17 protein-coding genes are annotated in these 17,407 nt (G+C 68.7%); 8 read left to right on the forward strand and 9 right to left on the reverse strand.

Going from position 1 to position 17,407, the window contains the following annotated elements:
* Positions 1 to 411 precede the first annotated feature (411 nt).
* From EGK76_RS10280 to EGK76_RS10295, 4 genes are read right to left on the reverse strand one after another with little or no spacing between them, the layout of a single operon-like run.
* Positions 412 to 906, reverse strand: coding sequence for a hypothetical protein (locus EGK76_RS10280; protein ID WP_096296805.1), 495 nt, complete (start codon positions 904 to 906; stop codon positions 412 to 414).
* Between the two features lie 59 nt (positions 907 to 965).
* Positions 966 to 1,922 (reverse strand): 2-dehydropantoate 2-reductase, encoded by a 957-nt coding sequence (gene panE, locus EGK76_RS10285; protein WP_123832550.1) that lies wholly within the window; start codon positions 1,920 to 1,922, stop codon positions 966 to 968.
* Positions 1,923 to 1,972: 50 nt separating this feature from the next.
* Entirely contained in the window at positions 1,973 to 2,782 is an 810-nt protein-coding gene (locus EGK76_RS10290; RefSeq protein ID WP_096296803.1) for an ABC transporter permease, read from the reverse strand.
* Positions 2,779 to 3,741, reverse strand: a complete 963-nt coding sequence (locus tag EGK76_RS10295; RefSeq protein ID WP_123832551.1) for an ABC transporter ATP-binding protein — start codon at positions 3,739 to 3,741, stop codon at positions 2,779 to 2,781. The genes EGK76_RS10290 and EGK76_RS10295 overlap by 4 nt, the downstream gene beginning before the upstream one ends.
* Before the next feature lie 274 nt (positions 3,742 to 4,015).
* Here EGK76_RS10295 and EGK76_RS10300 point away from each other — a divergent pair, with 274 nt between their 5' ends.
* The 7 genes from EGK76_RS10300 (at position 4,016) to EGK76_RS10330 (ending at position 10,561) form a co-directional block, all read left to right on the forward strand.
* Positions 4,016 to 4,765 carry a ferredoxin--NADP reductase gene (locus EGK76_RS10300; RefSeq protein ID WP_255409782.1) on the forward strand — a complete coding sequence of 250 codons (750 nt, stop codon included), beginning with the start codon at positions 4,016 to 4,018 and terminating at the stop codon, positions 4,763 to 4,765.
* 183 nt (positions 4,766 to 4,948) lie between these two features.
* Positions 4,949 to 6,184, forward strand: a complete 1,236-nt coding sequence (locus EGK76_RS10305) for a hypothetical protein (protein ID WP_123832552.1) — start codon at positions 4,949 to 4,951, stop codon at positions 6,182 to 6,184.
* A gap of 48 nt (positions 6,185 to 6,232) precedes the next feature.
* Positions 6,233 to 6,856 carry a hypothetical protein gene (locus EGK76_RS10310; protein ID WP_233580256.1) on the forward strand — a complete coding sequence of 208 codons (624 nt, stop codon included), beginning with the start codon at positions 6,233 to 6,235 and terminating at the stop codon, positions 6,854 to 6,856.
* A 10-nt stretch (positions 6,857 to 6,866) separates the two neighbouring features.
* Positions 6,867 to 7,067, forward strand: a complete 201-nt coding sequence (locus tag EGK76_RS10315) for a helix-turn-helix transcriptional regulator (protein ID WP_096296798.1) — start codon at positions 6,867 to 6,869, stop codon at positions 7,065 to 7,067.
* On the forward strand, positions 7,064 to 8,590 hold the full coding sequence (locus tag EGK76_RS10320; protein WP_096296797.1) for an alpha/beta hydrolase: 1,527 nt from the start codon (positions 7,064 to 7,066) through the stop codon (positions 8,588 to 8,590). The genes EGK76_RS10315 and EGK76_RS10320 overlap by 4 nt, the downstream gene beginning before the upstream one ends.
* Before the next feature lie 46 nt (positions 8,591 to 8,636).
* A complete protein-coding gene (locus tag EGK76_RS10325; RefSeq protein ID WP_123832553.1) occupies positions 8,637 to 9,383 on the forward strand; it encodes an ATP-binding cassette domain-containing protein in 747 nt (248 codons plus the stop codon).
* On the forward strand, positions 9,380 to 10,561 hold the full coding sequence (locus tag EGK76_RS10330) for an ABC transporter permease (protein ID WP_123832554.1): 1,182 nt from the start codon (positions 9,380 to 9,382) through the stop codon (positions 10,559 to 10,561). The genes EGK76_RS10325 and EGK76_RS10330 overlap by 4 nt, the downstream gene beginning before the upstream one ends.
* A 181-nt stretch (positions 10,562 to 10,742) precedes the next feature.
* On the opposite strand, the gene EGK76_RS10335 is transcribed toward EGK76_RS10330, so the two are convergent.
* The 5 genes from EGK76_RS10335 to rpmH form a co-directional block, all read right to left on the reverse strand.
* The gene (locus EGK76_RS10335; RefSeq protein ID WP_123832695.1) at positions 10,743 to 11,792 is read right to left on the reverse strand and encodes an energy transducer TonB; all 1,050 of its coding nucleotides are present in this window, start codon (positions 11,790 to 11,792) and stop codon (positions 10,743 to 10,745) included.
* A 165-nt stretch (positions 11,793 to 11,957) separates the two neighbouring features.
* Positions 11,958 to 13,301 carry a tRNA uridine-5-carboxymethylaminomethyl(34) synthesis GTPase MnmE gene (gene mnmE, locus EGK76_RS10340; protein WP_123832555.1) on the reverse strand — a complete coding sequence of 448 codons (1,344 nt, stop codon included), beginning with the start codon at positions 13,299 to 13,301 and terminating at the stop codon, positions 11,958 to 11,960.
* A gap of 68 nt (positions 13,302 to 13,369) precedes the next feature.
* Positions 13,370 to 15,082, reverse strand: coding sequence for a membrane protein insertase YidC (gene yidC / locus EGK76_RS10345; protein WP_096296793.1), 1,713 nt, complete (start codon positions 15,080 to 15,082; stop codon positions 13,370 to 13,372).
* 13 nt (positions 15,083 to 15,095) lie between these two features.
* On the reverse strand, positions 15,096 to 15,512 hold the full coding sequence (gene rnpA, locus EGK76_RS10350) for a ribonuclease P protein component (RefSeq protein WP_096296792.1): 417 nt from the start codon (positions 15,510 to 15,512) through the stop codon (positions 15,096 to 15,098).
* A 61-nt stretch (positions 15,513 to 15,573) separates the two neighbouring features.
* Entirely contained in the window at positions 15,574 to 15,714 is a 141-nt protein-coding gene (gene rpmH / locus EGK76_RS10355) for a 50S ribosomal protein L34 (RefSeq protein ID WP_047138036.1), read from the reverse strand.
* A 203-nt stretch (positions 15,715 to 15,917) separates the two neighbouring features.
* On the opposite strand from rpmH, the gene dnaA reads away from it, so the two are divergent.
* A complete protein-coding gene (gene dnaA / locus EGK76_RS10360; protein WP_096300194.1) occupies positions 15,918 to 17,255 on the forward strand; it encodes a chromosomal replication initiator protein DnaA in 1,338 nt (445 codons plus the stop codon).
* The last annotated feature ends 152 nt before the right edge of the window (positions 17,256 to 17,407 follow it).

A 17,407-nucleotide genomic window follows, 5' to 3' on the forward strand; every position in this document is an offset into this window, starting at 1 on the left:
GAACCGCCTGCGTCGCGTTGTCGTGTCCGGGTGCGCGTCGCGTACCTGGGCATCGCCACTGCACGCCGCGCCGCCGACCCTCGACGCGCCCGTGCACGCAGTCGAGGACAAGCTGCGCGCACTCGTTCCCGACGCCGTGCGTGCGTGCGGGGATGGAACGACATCTGCAGCCCGAAGCACTGTCGGTATTCATCGGCGGGATTTCAGCGACCAGGCGCCCGGACGCCGGCACCTCTTCCTGCCGGAGAGGTCGACGTGCGAAGCGCTTCTGGCGGGGTCCGACCGGGCGTATGAAGGCCCGCAGCACACCGTCACCCGCCATGCGTCGTCTGCGGCAGTGGACATCAGGTTCGCAGCAGCGCGTCTCGCGCATCAGGATGCCAGCCGCAAGGCGCTGTCTTCGTTTCGTGCCTAGTTCGCCGGCGGCGGCAGTGTCTGCGAGGCCATGGCTTCGAGTTCGTCGCACATCTGCTTCTGCTGCGGCGGCGCGGCCTCGGTGAACTGGGTGGTGGTCTTGCTGTACGCCGACAGGAACTCGCTGTCGAAAGTGTGGGCATCTCCGCCCATGCCGATGAACTCGCGGCGCAGCCCGTTCTTGGCCTCGGTCAGCTGCGCATCCGAGACGCTCGGGTCGCACAGCTTCGCGGCCGCATGCATCGCACCGGCGATACCGGCGATCTGGCTCAGCATCGCGCTCGCAGCGTCGCCGGTGAGAGGGGCCTCCACCGGGCCGGGGTCCGCCTCCATCTGCGCCTGCGCAGCTTCGGTAGGTTGCGTCCGGGTGTCTTCGACCGGCCGGGTCTCGACGGCATCCGGCTGGGCCTGCGGCGCGGGGCTGCAGGCGGCAACAACGAGGACGGCGGGCGCCAGCAGACGGGCGATGGAGCGGGTGCTGGCGAGCGCCATGGCGACATCTCGATCGGGGGTGCGGCGACCCTAGCAGAGCCCCTGCGAAGCGCTGGCGATCAGGGTGTGTCGGGGGTGTCGCGGCGTGAGCGGTAGGCCTGCAGATGCACCCAGGCGGCATCGAGGTGCGGCAGCGCCAGTCCCGCCGCGTGCCCGCGCGCGCGCATGTCACCGACGATCTGCGCCGCCTCGACCTCCTGACCGGATTCCAGGTCACGCAGCATCGAGGCGGTGACCGTCGAGCCTGCCCGGGTCAGCAGGCTGCGTGCCTGGGCCGCCGCTTCGGCGGGAATGGCCTGGCCTTCGGCGCGGGCGACTGCCAGGCATTCTTCGTGCAGCGAAACGAGGAACGCCGTGCCGCCGTCGGTGGCGACGATGCGGCCGATGCTCGCGCGCATCAGGCAGGTCGCCGCAGCGAGCGCGGCAAGGAACGCGAACTTGTTCCAGGCCGCCTGCATGAAGGTGTCGCTGCGCACCGCGTCGAAGCCGGGTGCGCCCGCGCACACCGCTTCGATTGCACGTGTCCGGGCACTGCCGTTGCGCGATGCATCGCGTTCGCCGAAGGTGATCGACGGTGGCGAGGGCAGATGCACGACTTCGCCGTCGCCCCCCTTCATCGCGCTGATGAAACACAGCCCGCCCAGCACGGCATCGGCGCCGAAGCGGGCATCGAGCGCGGCGTAGTGCGGCAGACCGTTGAGGATCGGCAGGACGGCCGTCGACGGACCGACCGCCGGTGCGATCGCGTCGATCGAACTGTCCAGGTCGTAGGCCTTGCAGCTCAGCAGGACGAGATCGAAAGGATCGCGAGCGGCCAGCGCGGGCAGCGCGTCGGCGGTGACGTGGGCGACCGGGAACTGCGCATCGCCCAGTGCGCTGCGGATCCGCAGGCCATCACGCGCGAGCTGCGCGGCGCGGGGCGCGCGCACGAGGAACGTGACGTCGACCCCTGCCTGCGCGAGGCGACCGCCGAAATATCCGCCGGTGCCGCCGGCGCCAAGGACGAGGATGCGCATGCCACGTTCTTCCGTCTGATGGCGCGCGGAGCGACCGCGCGCAGGCCTCTTCAGCTGCGCAGCCCGATCCCGCGCTTGAGCAGCCACAGGGCCAGTGCGCCGAGCACGATCACGAAGCCGATCATCAGTGCGAACGACACGCCGAGCGAGACGTCGCTGACGCCGAGCAGGCCGTAGCGGAAGGCGTTGACCATGTAGAAGATCGGATTTGCGTGGGTCGCGGTCTCGGCCCAGCCGGGCAGCAGCGACACCGAATAGAACACGCCACCCAGGTAGGTCAGCGGGGTCAGGATGAAGATCGGCACGATCGCGACGTCGTCGAACTTCTTCGCATAGACCGCGTTGACGAAGCCGGCCAGCGCGAAGATCGTCGCACCCAGCAGCACGGTGGCGAACGTGACCAGCGGATGCGGGATGCGCACGGTGGTGAACAGCATCGCGATGCACAGCACGATCACGCCGACGGCGAGCCCGCGCGCCACCGCGCCGACCACGTAGCCGCCCAGGATCACCCAGCTCGGCATCGGACTGACCAGCAGTTCCTCGACGTGTCGGCCGAACTTGGCGCCGAAGAAGCTCGACGAGATGTTGCCGTAACTGTTCTGGATCACGCTCATCATCACCAGGCCCGGCACGATGAAGTCCATGTAGCGGATGCCGTCCATCTCGCCCACGCGCGCGCCGATCAGGCCGCCGAAGATCAGGAAATACAGCGTCATCGTGATCGCCGGCGGCACCAGGGTCTGGCCCCAGATGCGCAGGATGCGCACGATCTCGCGGCGCGCGATCGTATAGAGCGCGACCCAGTGGCGCTGCGCGGTGCCTTCGACGGCGGCGACGTCGGTGGTCTTCGTGATCATGCGGACTTCTCCTGCTGCGAGACGGCATTGGGGCCGGTCATGCGCACGAACAGTTCTTCCAGGCGGTTGGACTTGGTGCGCATCGAGCGCACTCGGATGCCGGCGCCATTGAGCGTGGCGAACACGCGGTTGAGATCCATCGCGCGCGGCATGTCGAGTTCCAGGGTGTGGTCGTCGGTCGCCAGCAGCGTCGCGCCTTCGATCGGCGGCAGGGTCGCGGGCAGGGCGCCATCGATGTCGAAGATGAAACCCTCGACGTCGAGCTTGGACAGCAGCACGCGCATCGGCCCCTGCTCGACGATGACGCCGTGGTCGATGATCGCCAGATTGCGGCACAGGCTCTCGGCTTCTTCGAGGTAATGCGTGGTCAGGATGATCGTGGTGCCGGCGGCATTGATCTCCTTCAATGTCTGCCACATGCCGCGGCGGATCTCGATGTCGACGCCCGCGGTGGGCTCGTCGAGGATCAGCAGGCGCGGGCGCGTCATCATCGCGCGGGCGATCATCAGCCGCCGCTTCATGCCGCCCGACAGCGTGCGCGACATCGTCCGCGCCTTGTCCCACAGCTGCGCGCGCTTGAGTTCCTCTTCGGCCCGCACCATGGCCTCGGCGCGCGGGATGCCGTAGAAGCCCGCGTAATTGACCAGGATGTCGAAGGGCTTTTCGAAGAAGTTGAAGTTGATCTCCTGCGGCACCAGGCCGATCAGGCGCATCGCCGCGTCACGGTGGGTGTGCAGATCGGTGCCGAACAGGCGCACGTCGCCCGAGGTCTTGTTGACCAGCGAGGAGATGATGCCGATCAGGGTCGACTTGCCCGCGCCATTGGGGCCGAGCAGGGCGAAGAAGTCGCCGGGGGCCACATCGAGTGAGACGCCCTTGAGCGCCTGGACGCCGCCGGCATAGGTCTTGCGCAGATCGCGCACCGACAGCGCCGGTGCGGCTTGGGAAATCGGTGACATGGTCCGTCGCTCGTGCCGCGGATGGCGCGGCGGGGTGCGTAGTATAAGGACGCCTCCCCGCCCTGATCCGCAACGACGTGTTGCGCGGCCGCGCGCGCGCTGCGTAGCCTCCGTCCGCGCGCGCTGGCGCATGCCACGCCGGCCGCCGGCCATGAAAAGTCTGTTGCAGGGCGGTCCGCACGGGTCGCGCGGACCCAGCCGGTACCATAGCCACATCGACACTCGACCGCGCGCGGCCCGCACCGGACGCCCGCCGAATCACGGACATCCTGCTGTGGCCATCTCGCAATTCCCGATCAAGCTCGTATCCAGGCGCATGATCGCGCCCACCGTTGCCCATCTCTCCTTCGTCCGTGACGACGGCCAGCCGCTGGATTTCATCCCCGGGCAGTTCATTCAGGTGCATTTCGCGTACGCCGACGGCACCCCGACCAAGCGCTCCTATTCGCTGGCGACCATCCATGACCACACGCTGGGGCCGGGCGAGGCCGTCGATATCGCGGTCAGCTACGTCCCCGGCGGCGCGGCAACCGCGTTGTTCGAGGGTCTGGATCTGGGCGGCTCCCTGCAGGCCAGTGGTCCGTTCGGCCGCTTCTGCCTGATGCCGCAGGACCGCAACCGCCGCTATCTGCTGGTGGGTACGGGCACCGGCGTCACGCCATACCGCGCCATGCTGCCGCTGCTGGCACAGGCGATCGCCGAGCGCGGTGTGGAAGTGGTGCTGCTGATGGGCGCACGTACGCCGGCGGAACTGCTCTATGGCGACGACTTCCGCGCATTCGCCGATGCGCATCCGAACTTCCGTTTCGTGCCCTGTTTCTCACGCGAGCTGCCGGACGCGCCGCATGCCGATGTGCGCCATGGGTATGTGCAGCAGTTCCTCGGCGAATTCGCTCCCGGCGATGGCGATATCGCCTACCTGTGCGGCAATCCGAACATGGTCGACGCGACATTCGAGGCGCTGAAGGCGTTCGGCCTGCCGGTGCCGCTGATCCGCCGGGAGAAATACGTCAGCAGCAAGTAGGGCTGTCGCCGACGCATCGCCGGCCCCGCGCGCGGCAGGCGCGGCACAGGTGGCGGGCACGACGTCAGCAGCAGTCACTGCCCGGCCACATGCCGGATGCGCGTGGCAGTTGCCTGATCGGACGGCGCCGCGGGCAGCTCCAACCGCCGCACCGCCAAGCCGGCAACAGGAAGGACAAACGGGATGGATACCGATACGTGCACTGCATACACGCCGGAGGTCGCCGCGCTGATGCCGCCTGCGGCGGGTGCGGCGGGTGCGGCGGGTGCGGCATTGGCGAAACGGCCGTGGTGGCGTCGCCTGTTGCCGGTGCTCGGCGGATTCGCCGGCGGTGGTGTGGTCGGCGCGGGCATTGCGGCCGTCGGCCTGCCGCTGCTCGAAACGATGCCGCCATCGGCTGGGTTGGCAGCGCTGGCGGGCTTCTTCCTCTCGCTGTGGCCGCACATCGTGGTGCACGAGGCCGGGCACGCGGTGGCCGGGCTGTCGCGGGGCATGCACGCGATCGCGTTCGGCGTGGGACCGCTGCGCTGGGAGCGCGGCGGCGACGGCCATTGGCGCTGGCGCAACGGCGGTGGGATCCGCGGGGTCGGCGGATTCGCCGCCTTGTTGCCGCGAGGCACGCGCGGCCTGTCGCGGGTCGACCAGATCGTATTTCTGCTCGGCGGGCCTCTGGCGAACCTGCTGAGCGCAGCGCTGCTGGCCGCGCTGGTGGCGTGGCTGCCGATGCCAGCCTGGCTGACCGGCGCGCTGGCCGGCATGGCGCTGGGCGCGGCGACGCTGGGACTGGGCAATCTCCTGCCACTGCGCCTGCAGGGCTGGCGCTCCGATGGGCGTGGCCTGCTGGACCTGCTGCGGCGGACACCTGACGCTGCGCTGCAGCTGCAGGTCAACCAGTTGATGGCGCTGAGCCTGGCGGGCATGCGCCCGCGCGACTGGCCGGAGAACGCGATGCCGACCGCGGACGCCAGCATCGCCAGCAGTGGCCTGCTGCAGACCGCGCAGATGCTGCGGCTGGCGCGGGCTGTCGATTGCGGCGATGCCGGGGCGGCCCGACCCGAGGCCCTGGCGCTGACCGCAGGGTTTGCCGCCGCAGCGCCGGTGTTCCAGAGCGCCATCGCGGTCGCACTCGCCAGCCACGCCGCATTGCTGGTCAGGAACCGCCGGTTGCTGTCGGCCTGGCGCCTGCGCTGCGAGGGTGGACTGATGGATCTGTCGCCGTATCGCGCATGGCTGGATGCGGAGATCGCCGGGCTGGATGGTGACGATGCTGCAATCGCCCTGCATATCGCCCGTGCGCGTGGACTGACCGGACGGATTCCCGACGCGGCAAGCCGGCTCGTGTTCGAGGAACGGTTGGCGGCCCTGGCGAAGTGCCGTGTCGGCAGCGCGGGCGTGCACGCAGAACCCGTACTTGGTTGAGGAGCTGCAGGCATTGACGACTGCGAGAGTGTGTCAAGTCTGCTTGACATGCCAGCCCGCGCCCCGGATGCTGTCTGTCAAGCTCACTTGACACATGGACACCCCATGCCGCGTTTCCGCCTTTTCTTCGGGCTTGCTCTGGGATTGATCGGCATCGCCATCGGCGTGCGGCTTGGCATGCCCCGGCTCCCGATCTGGGTGCCCTTGCTGGTGCTGCTCGCCGGCATGGGCCTCATCGCCGCGGCAGTGCTCGACGCGGAGCGGCGATGCGCCACCGCGTCGGGACCGGTGCAGCGCCGCTACACACGGGAGCTGCTGATCGGCATGGGCGCCTACGCGGGGTTGCTGATCGTTTCCCTGTTGCTGCTGCGGCAGGTGGAGGCGCCGACGCTGCGCGCGGTCGTCGCCCTGCTGCCGATCCTGCCCATTGCGCTCGTGCTGCGCGCGATGGTGCGCTTCATCCGCGAGGTCGACGAGTTGCAGCAACGCATCGAGCTCGAGGCGGTCTGCATCGCGGCCGCGCTGGTGTCCTTCGGTTACATGACCGCCGGCTTCCTGCAGGCGGCGCGTGTCATCGACGTGCCCGCGAGCGCGGCGATGTTGTGGGTGTTTCCGCTGCTGTGCGGCACCTACGGTATCGCCAAAGCCGTCGTCGCGCGGCGGTACGGATGAGGCCGCCGGCATGAAGAGCCGGGTGCGCGAACTGCGCGAGGCCTGCGGCTGGTCACAAGCACAACTCGGCGAACGTCTGGATGTATCGAGACAGACGATCAACGCGATCGAGACCGGAAAATACGACCCCAGCCTGCCGCTGGCGTTCCGGATCGCACGCGAGTTCGCCGAGCCCATCGAATCCATTTTCCTGTTCGAGGACGTTCCATGAGTGCAATGAGGCTTTCCCTGCTGGCGCTGGCCGCGGGCGCGACGCTCGCCGGCTGCAGCGGCGGTGCACCGGCGCCCGCCGAGGGCGACGGCGTGCGTCCGGCACGCATGTTCGGCCAGATCCCGTTTCACGCCTGCACGCTCGACGGCGGCAACGCCGCCACGCGCGTCGAAGCGCAGTGCGCGACCTTCGAGGTGCCGGAGAATCCCGATGCACCGGAAGGCCGCAAGATCGGTCTCAACATCGCGTGGCTGCCGGCGGATTCGAATGACGGCGGCACCGCCGATCCGGTGTTCTTCCTCGCCGGCGGCCCCGGCCAGGCGGCGACCGAACTGGCCGCGCAGATCAACAACGGCCTGCGCGAAGTGCGTCGCCAGCGCGACATCGTGCTGGTCGACCAGCGTGGCACCGGCAGCTCGAACCCGCTCGACTGCGTGGACGCCGATGGCGCGCCGATGGAACTCGATGCGCTGACCACGCCGACCGATGCCGACCTCGATGCCTATGTCGGCCGTTGCCTCGCCGGTCTGGCGGATCGCGCCGATCCGCGCTTCTACACGACGGCCAACGCGATCCGCGACCTCGACACCGTGCGCGCCGCGCTCGGCGCCGAGCAATTGAACCTGGTCGGCGGCTCCTACGGCACGCGTGTGGCGCAGCAGTACGCGATGGCGTATCCGCAGCACACGCGCAGCATCGTGCTCGACGGCGTGGCGCCGAACGATCTGGTCGTCGGCGGCGAGTTCGCGCACACCTTCGAAGATGCGCTCAGCCTGCAGTCCAAGCAGTGCGCGCAGGACGCCGCCTGCCGGGCGCGCTTTCCGACCGATCTGCAGGCGCAGCTGCGCGGCGTGCTGTCGACGCTGCAGACGACGCCGGCGCCGGTGACCTATCGGGATCCGACCACCGGCGCGCAGCGCGATGGCGTGGTCACGCCGGACACGGTGACCGGCCTCGCGTTCCTGTTCTCGTACGCGCCGCAGACCGCATCGCTGCTGCCGCTGATCCTCGATGAAGCCGCGCAGGGCCGCTACGGCCCGCTGATGTCGCTGTCGCAACTCATGTACAGCAACGTCGGCGGGCAGATGACCCGCGGTATGCAGTGGTCGGTGATCTGCGCCGAAGACGCCGGCCGGTATCGCGAGGACGGCCGCGTCGCGGACACGATCCTCGGCCCCGGCGTTGCCGGCATGTTCTTCGGCGCCTGCCGCACCTGGCCGACAGGCACGCCGCCGGCCAACCACACCGCGGCGCTGCAGTCGGATGTCCCCGCGCTGCTGATGTCGGGTGAACTCGACCCGGTGACGCCGCCCGCGTATGCCGAGCGCGTGCTGGCCGGTCTGCCCAACGGTCGCCATCTGGTGTTCAAGGGTCAGGGCCACGGCACGTTCGCGCTCGGCTGCGCGCCCAAGCTGCTCGCGCAGTTCATCGAATCGACCGACGCCAAGGCGCTCGACGTCACATGCCTGGATGCGATGCGTCCGGTGCCGCCGTTCACCAGCTTCAACGGGTGGTCGCCATGACCGCGCCGCGCCTGTCGATTTCCCTCTTTCTTCCGGAGCTCTGCCGATGATCACGGCCCAGCAACTGCACAAGGCGTTCAAGACGAAGACCGGCACGGTCAAGGCCGTCGACGGCGTCGATTTCGTCGCCGAGGACGGCCGCATCACCGGCCTGCTCGGTCCCAACGGCGCCGGCAAGACGACGACGCTGCGCATGCTCTACACGCTGATGAAGCCCGACAGCGGCCGCGTGCTGGTCGACGGCATCGACGCCGCGCAGGACCCGGCTGCGGTGCGCCGCGTGCTCGGCGTGCTGCCTGACGCGCGCGGCGTCTACAAGCGCCTGACCGCGCGCGAGAACATCCGCTACTTCGGCGAGCTCCACGGTCTGTCGAAAGCGGAAATCCACGAGCGCACGCGTGTGCTCAGCGAGCAGCTCGACATGGGCGAGATTCTCGACCGCCAGACCGAAGGCTTCAGCCAGGGCCAGCGCACCAAGACCGCGATCGCCCGCGCGCTGGTGCACGACCCGCGCAACGTGATTCTCGACGAGCCGACCAACGGCCTGGACGTGATGACCACGCGCGCGATGCGCGAGTTCCTGTTCAAGCTGCGCGACGACGGCCGCTGCGTGATCTTCTCCAGCCACATCATGCAGGAGGTCGCTGCGCTGTGTGACCGCATCGTCATCATCGCCAAGGGCCGCGTGGTCGCCGACGGCACCGCCGACGAACTGCGCGAACGTTTCGGCAAGCCGAATCTCGAAGACGCGTTCGTCAGTGCGATCGGTTCCGAGGAGGGCCTGCTGGCATGAGCAACCTGAAATGGATGTGGTGCGTGGTGCGCAAGGAGCTGCTCGACATCGCGCGCGACCGGCGCACGTTGTTCATGGCGCTGCTGCTCGGACCGCTGATGTATCCGCTGCTGATGCTGGGCATGAACTTCATGGCCGAGAAGCGCATGAAGACCGAACAGGACCGCGCGCTGGAAGTCCCGGTGATCGGCGCCGAACACGCGCCCAATCTCGTCGCGCATCTGGCGACGCTCGGCATCCAGGCCGTCGATGCACCGGCGGATCTCGACGCTGCGATCGCCGGCCAGGATATCGACGTGGCGATCGAGATTCCGGCGAGCTTCGCCGAGGACTGGCACGCCGGTCGCCCGGCGACGGTCGAGATCATCAGCGACAGCACCCGCCGCAACGCCGAGACGCCGACGCGTCGTGTGCGTACCGCGATTGCTGCCTACGGGCAGCAGGTCGGCGCCCTGCGCCTGCTCGCCCGCGGCATCGATCCGTCGGTGGTGCAGCCGGTCGCAGTCGGCACACGCGATACTGCGAGCGAGGAAGCCAAGCGCGGCATTCTGCTGGCGATCCTGCTGCCGTATCTGCTGATCCTGTCGAGCTTCATCGGCGGCTCCTACCTGATCCTCGACGCCACCGCCGGCGAACGCGAACGCCAGTCGCTGGAACCACTGCTGGCCACCCCGGCCTCGCGTGGCGCGATCGTCAGCGGCAAGATCGCCGCGGCCTGCATCATCGGCATGGCCTCGCTGCTGCTCACCCTGCTCGCCTTCAAGATCAGCGCGCAGATGGGCACGAGTGCGTCGCGGATGCTCGACGTCAGCTTCGTCGCGATCGGCAAGATGCTGCTGGTCCTGCTGCCGATGCTGTTCGTCGGCACGTCGCTGCTGACCTTCCTCGCCGCGACCGCCAAGAGCATGAAGGAAGCGCAGAGCCACATCGTCTGGCTGATGTTGCTGCCGATGGTTCCGAGCTTCGTGCTGATGATCAACCCGATCAAGACCGAGCTGTGGCAGTTCGCCGTGCCGTTCCTCGCGCAGAACCAGCTGCTGCTCAAGATCATCCGCGCCGAGCCGATCGCACCGGAAGTGTGGGGTGTGTATCTGGGCGCGAGCCTAGCGTTGGCTGCGGCACTGTGGCTGCTGGCGGTGTGGCGCTATGGGCAGGAGAAGCTGGCGGTCGCGGGTTGACCAGACCGGTCCGCCAAGAAAAAGAAAGCCCGGCTTCGGCCGGGCTTTTTTCTGTGCGCTGCGATGCGCGTGTTTGTTGAAGTCCCGCTGCGCCTATCGCCTGGCGCGTCTGGGTGAGAGCTCCCGGTGCACCAACGTCGCCCTGCGCGACGCAGGGCTCAGGTCGACACGGAACCGCGGATCAGTTGGTCGTCGGCGCGAAGCCGATCGTGCGGCGCGTCGTGACCGGCGCAGGCACCGGCTCGAAACGCCAGCGGCGGACCGCCGCGAGGGCTTCGCGATCGAAGATGCGCGGCGGATCGGCGCGGACCACGCGCGCATTGCTGACCGCGCCGTCGGCGCCGACGGTGAATTCGACCAGGACCTCCCCGCTGGTGCCCGAACGCAGCGCGTCGGCAGGGTAGCGCGGGGCCGGCGTGCTCAGCGGCCGCAGCTGCACCGCAGCCGCAGCAGGTGCGGGCGTCGCCGGCGCTGGGGCGGGCGTCGGCGATTCCGTACGCGCCGGTGCCGGGGTGGCGGCCTGACGGCCTGCGGCTTCCTCGCGCGCCGTCGCCTGGCGCGCCGCTTCCTCACGGGCCGCAGCCTCAGCTGCGGCCTGCTGCTGCGCCAGTTGCTGGGCGGCCGCTGCCTGCTGCTGCTGTTGCTGCTGGGCGCGTTCGCGTTCCAGCTGCTGGGTCCGCTGCGCCTCCTGTTCGGCGGTGAGCTTCTGCTGCTCGGCCCGCTGGGCTGTCTGCTGCTCGGCGCTGTCGATACTCGCGCGCAGGCGCTCGAGCGCCGGGTGGCCCGCATCGGCGCGTTCGATCAGGCCGAGCAGGCGCCGTGCCTCGGCGTAGTCGCCGCGGTCGCGGCTCTGTTCGGTGGCGATCACGCTCATCGGCAACAGGTCGATCAGCGCGCTCGAGGCCGCGGGATCCCCGGCCTGCTTCTCGCGCAGCGCGAGGTAATACTCCATCGCGTTCTCGCCGGCCGGCGCATACAGGCGGCTTTCCTGGTACGCGGCCGAAGCCGCGGTGCGCAGTTCCTCGGCCGAGAGCCCGGCAATCGCGTCGTCGGCGGCCTGCTGCCGCGCCGCGGCCTGCTGGCTTGTTCCCCCTCCCACATCCCCGGCTGTTTCAGCTGGCGCCTGCGGCGCCTCGTCGCGGCCACAGGCCGCAAGTGCACAGGCAAGAGCCAGCGCGGCGACCAGGCGCGCGCTGGGCGCGCGACTGGACGTCGGAATCTTCGAGACCATCATCTTTCCCCAAGGATGCATGTCCGCAAGAGTGCGTAGAACGCGGCAGCGGCGCCGATTTGTCAATCCTCTCGTGCCGGCGGCCTTCACGGGCTCTCGACACGATAACGAATTTTGTCCGAGTGATTCCGGAAGATCAATGCAGTTGGCAGCCGCGGGCCGCAACTATTTGCCGATGCAGAAGCTCGAGAAGATATGGCCGAGCAGATCGTCGGCCAGGACCTGGCCGGTGATCGCGCCGATTGCGTCCTGGGCGATGCGCAGGGCCTCGGCCGTCAGCTCGAGATGCTGCGCCGCCAGTGTGCCCCGTGCGTCCTCCACCGCCGCCGCTGCATCACGCAGGGCGTCGACATGCCGCTGGCGCGCGGTGAAAGCGCCCTCGCCGGCCAGCGGATCGCCGCCGAGCCGCGCCTGCAGCGCTGCGCGCAAGGCGTGGAGCCCGGCCCCCGTGTGCGCCGACACCTGCAGCACGTCGTCCGGCGCCGTGGCGGTGCCCGGGGCCAGGAGGTCGGCCTTGTTGTGGACGATGATCCGATCGCCGACATCGGCCACCGCGTCGGCGACCTGCATCCAGCCCGCGTCGGCGGCGCGGCCGTCGAGCACGACCAGGGCGAGGTCGGCGCGTGCGAGTTCCGCGCGCGCACGGCGCATCCCCTCACGCTCGATCGCATCACCTTCGGGTCGCAGGCCGGCGGTGTCGACAAGGGTCAGTTCGACACCGCCGATACGCAGCGTTTCATGCAATAGATCGCGGGTGGTGCCGGCGATGTCGGTGACGATCGCCCGGTCTATGCCGGCAAGCGCATTGAGCAGCGAACTCTTGCCGGCGTTGGGCGGGCCGATGATCACCGCATGCAGGCCATCGCGGAGCCGTCGGCCCTGTTCGGCCTCGACCAGCAGCTGCGCCAGTGACACGGAAAGCGCCTCCATGCGACGCGCCACCTCGTCACCGCCGAGCCCGTCGATCGGCTCGTCGGAGAAATCGATCATCGCCTCCACATGCACGCGCAGATGCAGCAGCTCGGCGGCCATGGCCTCGCAGCGCGCCGAGAACACGCCGTCGAGCGCGCGCCGGGCCGCGCGCGCAGCCCGCACATCGCCGGCTGCGATCAGGTCGGCCACCGCTTCGGCCTGGGCCAGATCCAGCCGGCCGTTGAGGAACGCGCGTTCGCTGAACTCGCCAGGCCGCGCGAGTCGCGCGCCGAGCGCGCGGCAACGCGCCAGCAATTGCTGCAGCACCACCGGGCTGCCATGCGCCTGCAGCTCCACCACGTCTTCGCCGGTGTAACTGGCGGGCCCGGGGAATGCGAGGACGAGACCGTCGTCGAGCACGCTGCCGTCGGCATCGCGGAATCGCGCGTAATGGGCATGGCGCGCGCGCAGGGCGCGGCGCGCGCTGATCGTCCGCGCAATCGCCAGCGCCGCGGGTCCCGACAGGCGCACGATGCCGACCCCGCCGGCGCCGGGCGCGGTGGCGATCGCGGCGATGGTTTCGTTCCACTGGTGCATGTCACTTCTCCTCAAACGCACGAGCCCGCCATGCGGCGGGCTCGTGGATCCACACGTCGACGCGGCCGTCAGGCCTTCGCCGGCGCCTCGCTGTAGCGCCTGATCATCCACCACTGCTGCAGCAGGCCAAGGCCGCCGTTGGTGACCCAGTACAGCACCAGGCCCGAGGGGAAGAAGATCATGATCGCGCCGAACACCAGCGGCATGAACTGCATGATCTTCTGCTGCATCGGATCCATGCCGACCATCGGCGTGAGCTTCTGCGTGGCCCACATGATCGCGATGTTGAGCACCGGCAGGATGAAGTAGGGATCGCGCGCGGTGAGGTCGTGGATCCACAGCATCCACGGCGCGTGGCGCAGTTCCACCGACTCGAGCAGCACCCAGTACAGCGCGAAGAACACCGGCATCTGCAGCAGTACCGGCAGGCAACCGCCGATGGGGTTGATCTTCTCTTTCTTGTAAAGCTCCATCATCGCCATCTGGAACTTCTGCTTGTCGTCGCCGTAGCGCTCCTTGAGCTGGGCGATGCGCGGCTGGAACTTGCGCATCTTCGCCATCGACTTGTACTGCGCGACCGACAGCGGATACAGCGCCAGCTTCACCAGCAGCACCAGTCCGATGATCGACCAGCCCCAGTTGCCGATCAGGCCATGCAGCTTGGCCAGGATCCAGAACAGGCCTTCGCCGAGCATCGCGAAGATCGAGAAGCGGCTGTAGTCGACGACGCGGTCAAGGCCACGCACGCCTTGGGCCTGGATCAGGCCGACCTGCTTGGGGCCGACCCACAGGCGGGCGGTGGTCGAGGCCTGCTGGCCGGCCGCGACCGCGAGCGGGGCGCCGATCTCGCGGATCAGGTAACGCGGCGCGCCGGTGCTGCGGTCGACCTGCATCGAGATCGTGCCGTCATCGTCCGGAGCCGGGATCCAGGCGCTGAAGAAGTGGTGCTGGACCATCGCGATCCAGACCTGGCTGTCCCTGGCATTGAGCGGGCCATCGTCCTCGAAATCGCCGAGCTGGCGGCGGCCGTAGCCGATGTTGCTGCCGAACCACGTCGCGCCGACCAGGCTGTAGGACTCCGGATTGGTCATTCCGCGCGTGACCACCGGCGCGGTACGGATCAGCTGGCGGTACGGGAAGCCCTGCCACACCGCGCTGCCACCATTGACGATCTCGTCGCGTACTTCGATCGCATAGTTGCCGCGGGTCAGCACGAAGCTGCGGCGGATGGTCACGCCGTCGGCGCCGGTCCACAGGAACGGCACGATCACCGACTGCTCACCCTCGGCCAGCGTGGCGCTGGCGGCGGCGTTCTCGGGGACGAACTGGCCTTCGTGGCTCGGCGCGGCATTGGTGCTGCTGACCCAGCCGGCCTGCGCGGCGTAGTAGTGCGAGGGGTCGGTGTCGAGCATGCGCACCGGGGACGCGGCCTCGTCGCGGGTCTGCGGATACTCGAGCAGATCGGCCTGGACGACGTTGCCGCCCTCGAGGACCACCCGCAGTACGTCGGTCTGCACGACGACCCGCTGCGCGCCGGCGGCGGCAGTGCCGGCGGCTGCGGCGACGCCCGGTGTCGGCGCGATCGGCGCCAGATCCGTGGGCGCGCTGGGCACCGCGGCGCTGCCGGCGGCCGCGCCGGGTACCGTCACCGACGCGCCCGGCTGGACCGCGCCGCTCTGCTGCGGCTGGGCGGCGGCAGTCTTTTCCTTGCCCCACTCCATCCATAGCAACACGGCGACCATCAGCCAGGCGAGGACGAGGAAAGTACGGATCTGGTTCATCAGGCGGGCATGCTCATGCGCCGGGCGATGCCGGCGTGGGTGGAATCTGGGTGGCAGGCATTGTGCCGGCCGCGGAAGACGGCGGCAACGCGCGGGCGCGCTTGAGCACGCTCAGGAACGCGGCGCGCAGCGCGGCATTGTCGAGCTGGGCTGCGGCGGGGCGGGCCACGACGACATAGCTGCCCGAGCGGAGCTGGGGCTGCAGCAGGCGGAATGCATCGCGCAGCGTACGCTTGATCCGGTTGCGCCCGACCGCGCGCTTGTCGACCTTGCGCGAGACCGCCAGGCCCAGACGCGCCGGGCCGGCTTCAGGCAGCAGGTGCACGGCCAGTGTCGGCGACGCGGTTCGCGTCGCGCTGGCGAAGATGCGATCGAAATCCGCACGCGCGCGCACACGCACGTGCCGCGGATAGCGGACACCGGCGGTCATGGAATCAGCGCTGCGGGACGGGCGGTGAGTACGCGGAGGCGACTCACCGGCCCGGAGAGCTTCAGGCCGAGAGGACCTTGCGGCCCTTCGCGCGGCGACGCGCGAGGATCTTGCGGCCGTCGGCCGTCGCCATGCGCGCACGGAAGCCGTGGTCGCGCTTGCGCTTGAGGTTGCTGGGCTGGTAGGTGCGCTTGGTAGCCATGGTCGAGCCCTTCGGGCAACGTGACGAATAAGGAACCGGAAATTCTAGCGGCCTGGCACCGCGCCGGTCAAGCCGGTGCCTGGCGCCCGCGCGACTCCGTTCCTCGGGGACGCGGTGGCGACATGGTAGTCTGCCTGCCCTTCTCCGGCGACCGGACCGCGCATTCGCGCGGCGGCGCCCGCTTTGTCGAATTCCGCCGCATGATGGATGCCTGGCCCCGCTGCCTCCAACGCCTCGAAGCCGAGTTTCCGGCCGAGGATGTCCACACCTGGCTCAAGCCCTTGCAGGCCCACGCCGATGACCGCTCGACCGTGCTGTACGCGCCCAATGCCTTCGTCCGCGACGAAGTGCAGGCACGCTACATGCCGCGCATCCGCGAGCTGCTCGAGCATTTCGCCGGCATCGAGGACGTGAGTCTCCAGGTCGGGTCGATGCCGCGCGCCGCGGCGCCCGCCCAGGCGACGCCGACCTCGATCTTCGACAGCCGCGCCGCAGCGGCGGCGCCGATCGAAGCCTTCGCCGGCAACATGGACAGCCATTACAGCTTCGACAACTTTGTCGAAGGCCGCAGCAACCAGATGGGTCGTGCCGCCGCATGGCAAGCCGCGCTCAAGCCCGGCGACCGTGCGCACAACCCGTTGCTGCTCTATGGCGGCACGGGGCTGGGCAAGACCCACCTGATGTTCGCCGCGGGCAACGAGATGCGCCGGCAGAATCCGCGCGCCCGGGTGCTCTACCTGCGCTCGGAGGAGTTCTACAGCGCGTTCTTCCGCTCGATCCAGGAAAAGACCTCGGACCAGTTCAAGCGCCAGTTCCGCCAGATCGACGCGCTGCTGATCGACGACATCCAGTTCTTCGCCGGCAAGGACCGCACCCAGGAAGAGTTCTTCCACACCTTCAATACGCTGTTCGACAGCAAGCAGCAGATCATCATGACCTGCGACCGCTATCCCCGCGAGGTGGAAGGGCTGGAGCCACGGCTCAAGTCGCGCCTGTCCTGGGGTCTGTCGGTGGCCATCGATCCGCCCGACTTCGAAACCCGCGCAGCGATCGTGCTGGCCAAGGCCGCCGAGCGCGGCACCGTCGTGCCCGACGACGTGGCGTTCCTGCTGGCCAAGAAAATGCACTCGAACGTGCGCGATCTCGAGGGCGCGCTCAATACGCTGGCGGCACGCGCGAACTTCATGGGACGCCCGATCACGGTCGAGTTCGCCCAGGAGACGTTGCGCGACCTGCTACGTGCCCAGCAGCAGGCGATCAGCATCTCCAACATCCAGAAGGTGGTGGCCGACTACTACGGCCTGCAGATCAAGGAGCTGCTCTCCAAGCGCCGTACGCGCTCGCTGGCGCGCCCCCGGCAGGTGGCCATGGCCCTGTCGAAGGAGCTGACCGAACACAGCCTGCCCGAGATCGGAGAGGCCTTTGCCGGCCGTGACCACACCACGGTGCTGCATGCCTGCCGCCAGATCCGCACGCTTATCGAAAGCGACGGCAAATTGCGCGAGGATTGGGACAAGCTGATCCGCAAACTCAGCGAGTAAGCTGTGCGTTCCGGGGTTTGTACAACTCCGGGACGCATTGGGGAGAGCCTGTGGACAGTTTGAGGGGCAAGAACTTGTCCACAGCTTCATCCACCTCTCCAGCCCCCGCTGTCCACCGCGTTTGAGAGTCGAAAAAATTCATTTGTTTCAAC

It is taken from the genome of Luteimonas sp. 100069, assembly GCF_003813845.1.
In the GTDB taxonomy this organism is placed as follows: domain Bacteria; phylum Pseudomonadota; class Gammaproteobacteria; order Xanthomonadales; family Xanthomonadaceae; genus Luteimonas; species Luteimonas chenhongjianii.

What these genes read in the sequence shown, in the direction of transcription:
- mnmE (WP_123832555.1), bottom strand. Translation starts at nt 13,301, where the DNA reads ATGCACCAGTGGAACGAAACCATCGCCGCGATCGCCACCGCGCCCGGC.
- panE (WP_123832550.1), bottom strand. Translation starts at nt 1,922, where the DNA reads ATGCGCATCCTCGTCCTTGGCGCCGGCGGCACCGGCGGATATTTCGGC.
- EGK76_RS10295 (WP_123832551.1), bottom strand. Translation starts at nt 3,741, where the DNA reads ATGTCACCGATTTCCCAAGCCGCACCGGCGCTGTCGGTGCGCGATCTG.
- rnpA (WP_096296792.1), bottom strand. Translation starts at nt 15,512, where the DNA reads ATGACCGCCGGTGTCCGCTATCCGCGGCACGTGCGTGTGCGCGCGCGT.
- EGK76_RS10320 (WP_096296797.1), top strand. Translation starts at nt 7,064, where the DNA reads ATGAGTGCAATGAGGCTTTCCCTGCTGGCGCTGGCCGCGGGCGCGACG.
- EGK76_RS10280 (WP_096296805.1), bottom strand. Translation starts at nt 906, where the DNA reads ATGGCGCTCGCCAGCACCCGCTCCATCGCCCGTCTGCTGGCGCCCGCC.
- EGK76_RS10305 (WP_123832552.1), top strand. Translation starts at nt 4,949, where the DNA reads ATGGATACCGATACGTGCACTGCATACACGCCGGAGGTCGCCGCGCTG.
- yidC (WP_096296793.1), bottom strand. Translation starts at nt 15,082, where the DNA reads ATGAACCAGATCCGTACTTTCCTCGTCCTCGCCTGGCTGATGGTCGCC.
- dnaA (WP_096300194.1), top strand. Translation starts at nt 15,918, where the DNA reads ATGGATGCCTGGCCCCGCTGCCTCCAACGCCTCGAAGCCGAGTTTCCG.
- EGK76_RS10310 (WP_233580256.1), top strand. Translation starts at nt 6,233, where the DNA reads ATGCCAGCCCGCGCCCCGGATGCTGTCTGTCAAGCTCACTTGACACAT.
- EGK76_RS10325 (WP_123832553.1), top strand. Translation starts at nt 8,637, where the DNA reads ATGATCACGGCCCAGCAACTGCACAAGGCGTTCAAGACGAAGACCGGC.
- EGK76_RS10290 (WP_096296803.1), bottom strand. Translation starts at nt 2,782, where the DNA reads ATGATCACGAAGACCACCGACGTCGCCGCCGTCGAAGGCACCGCGCAG.
- EGK76_RS10315 (WP_096296798.1), top strand. Translation starts at nt 6,867, where the DNA reads ATGAAGAGCCGGGTGCGCGAACTGCGCGAGGCCTGCGGCTGGTCACAA.
- rpmH (WP_047138036.1), bottom strand. Translation starts at nt 15,714, where the DNA reads ATGGCTACCAAGCGCACCTACCAGCCCAGCAACCTCAAGCGCAAGCGC.
- EGK76_RS10330 (WP_123832554.1), top strand. Translation starts at nt 9,380, where the DNA reads ATGAGCAACCTGAAATGGATGTGGTGCGTGGTGCGCAAGGAGCTGCTC.
- EGK76_RS10335 (WP_123832695.1), bottom strand. Translation starts at nt 11,792, where the DNA reads ATGGTCTCGAAGATTCCGACGTCCAGTCGCGCGCCCAGCGCGCGCCTG.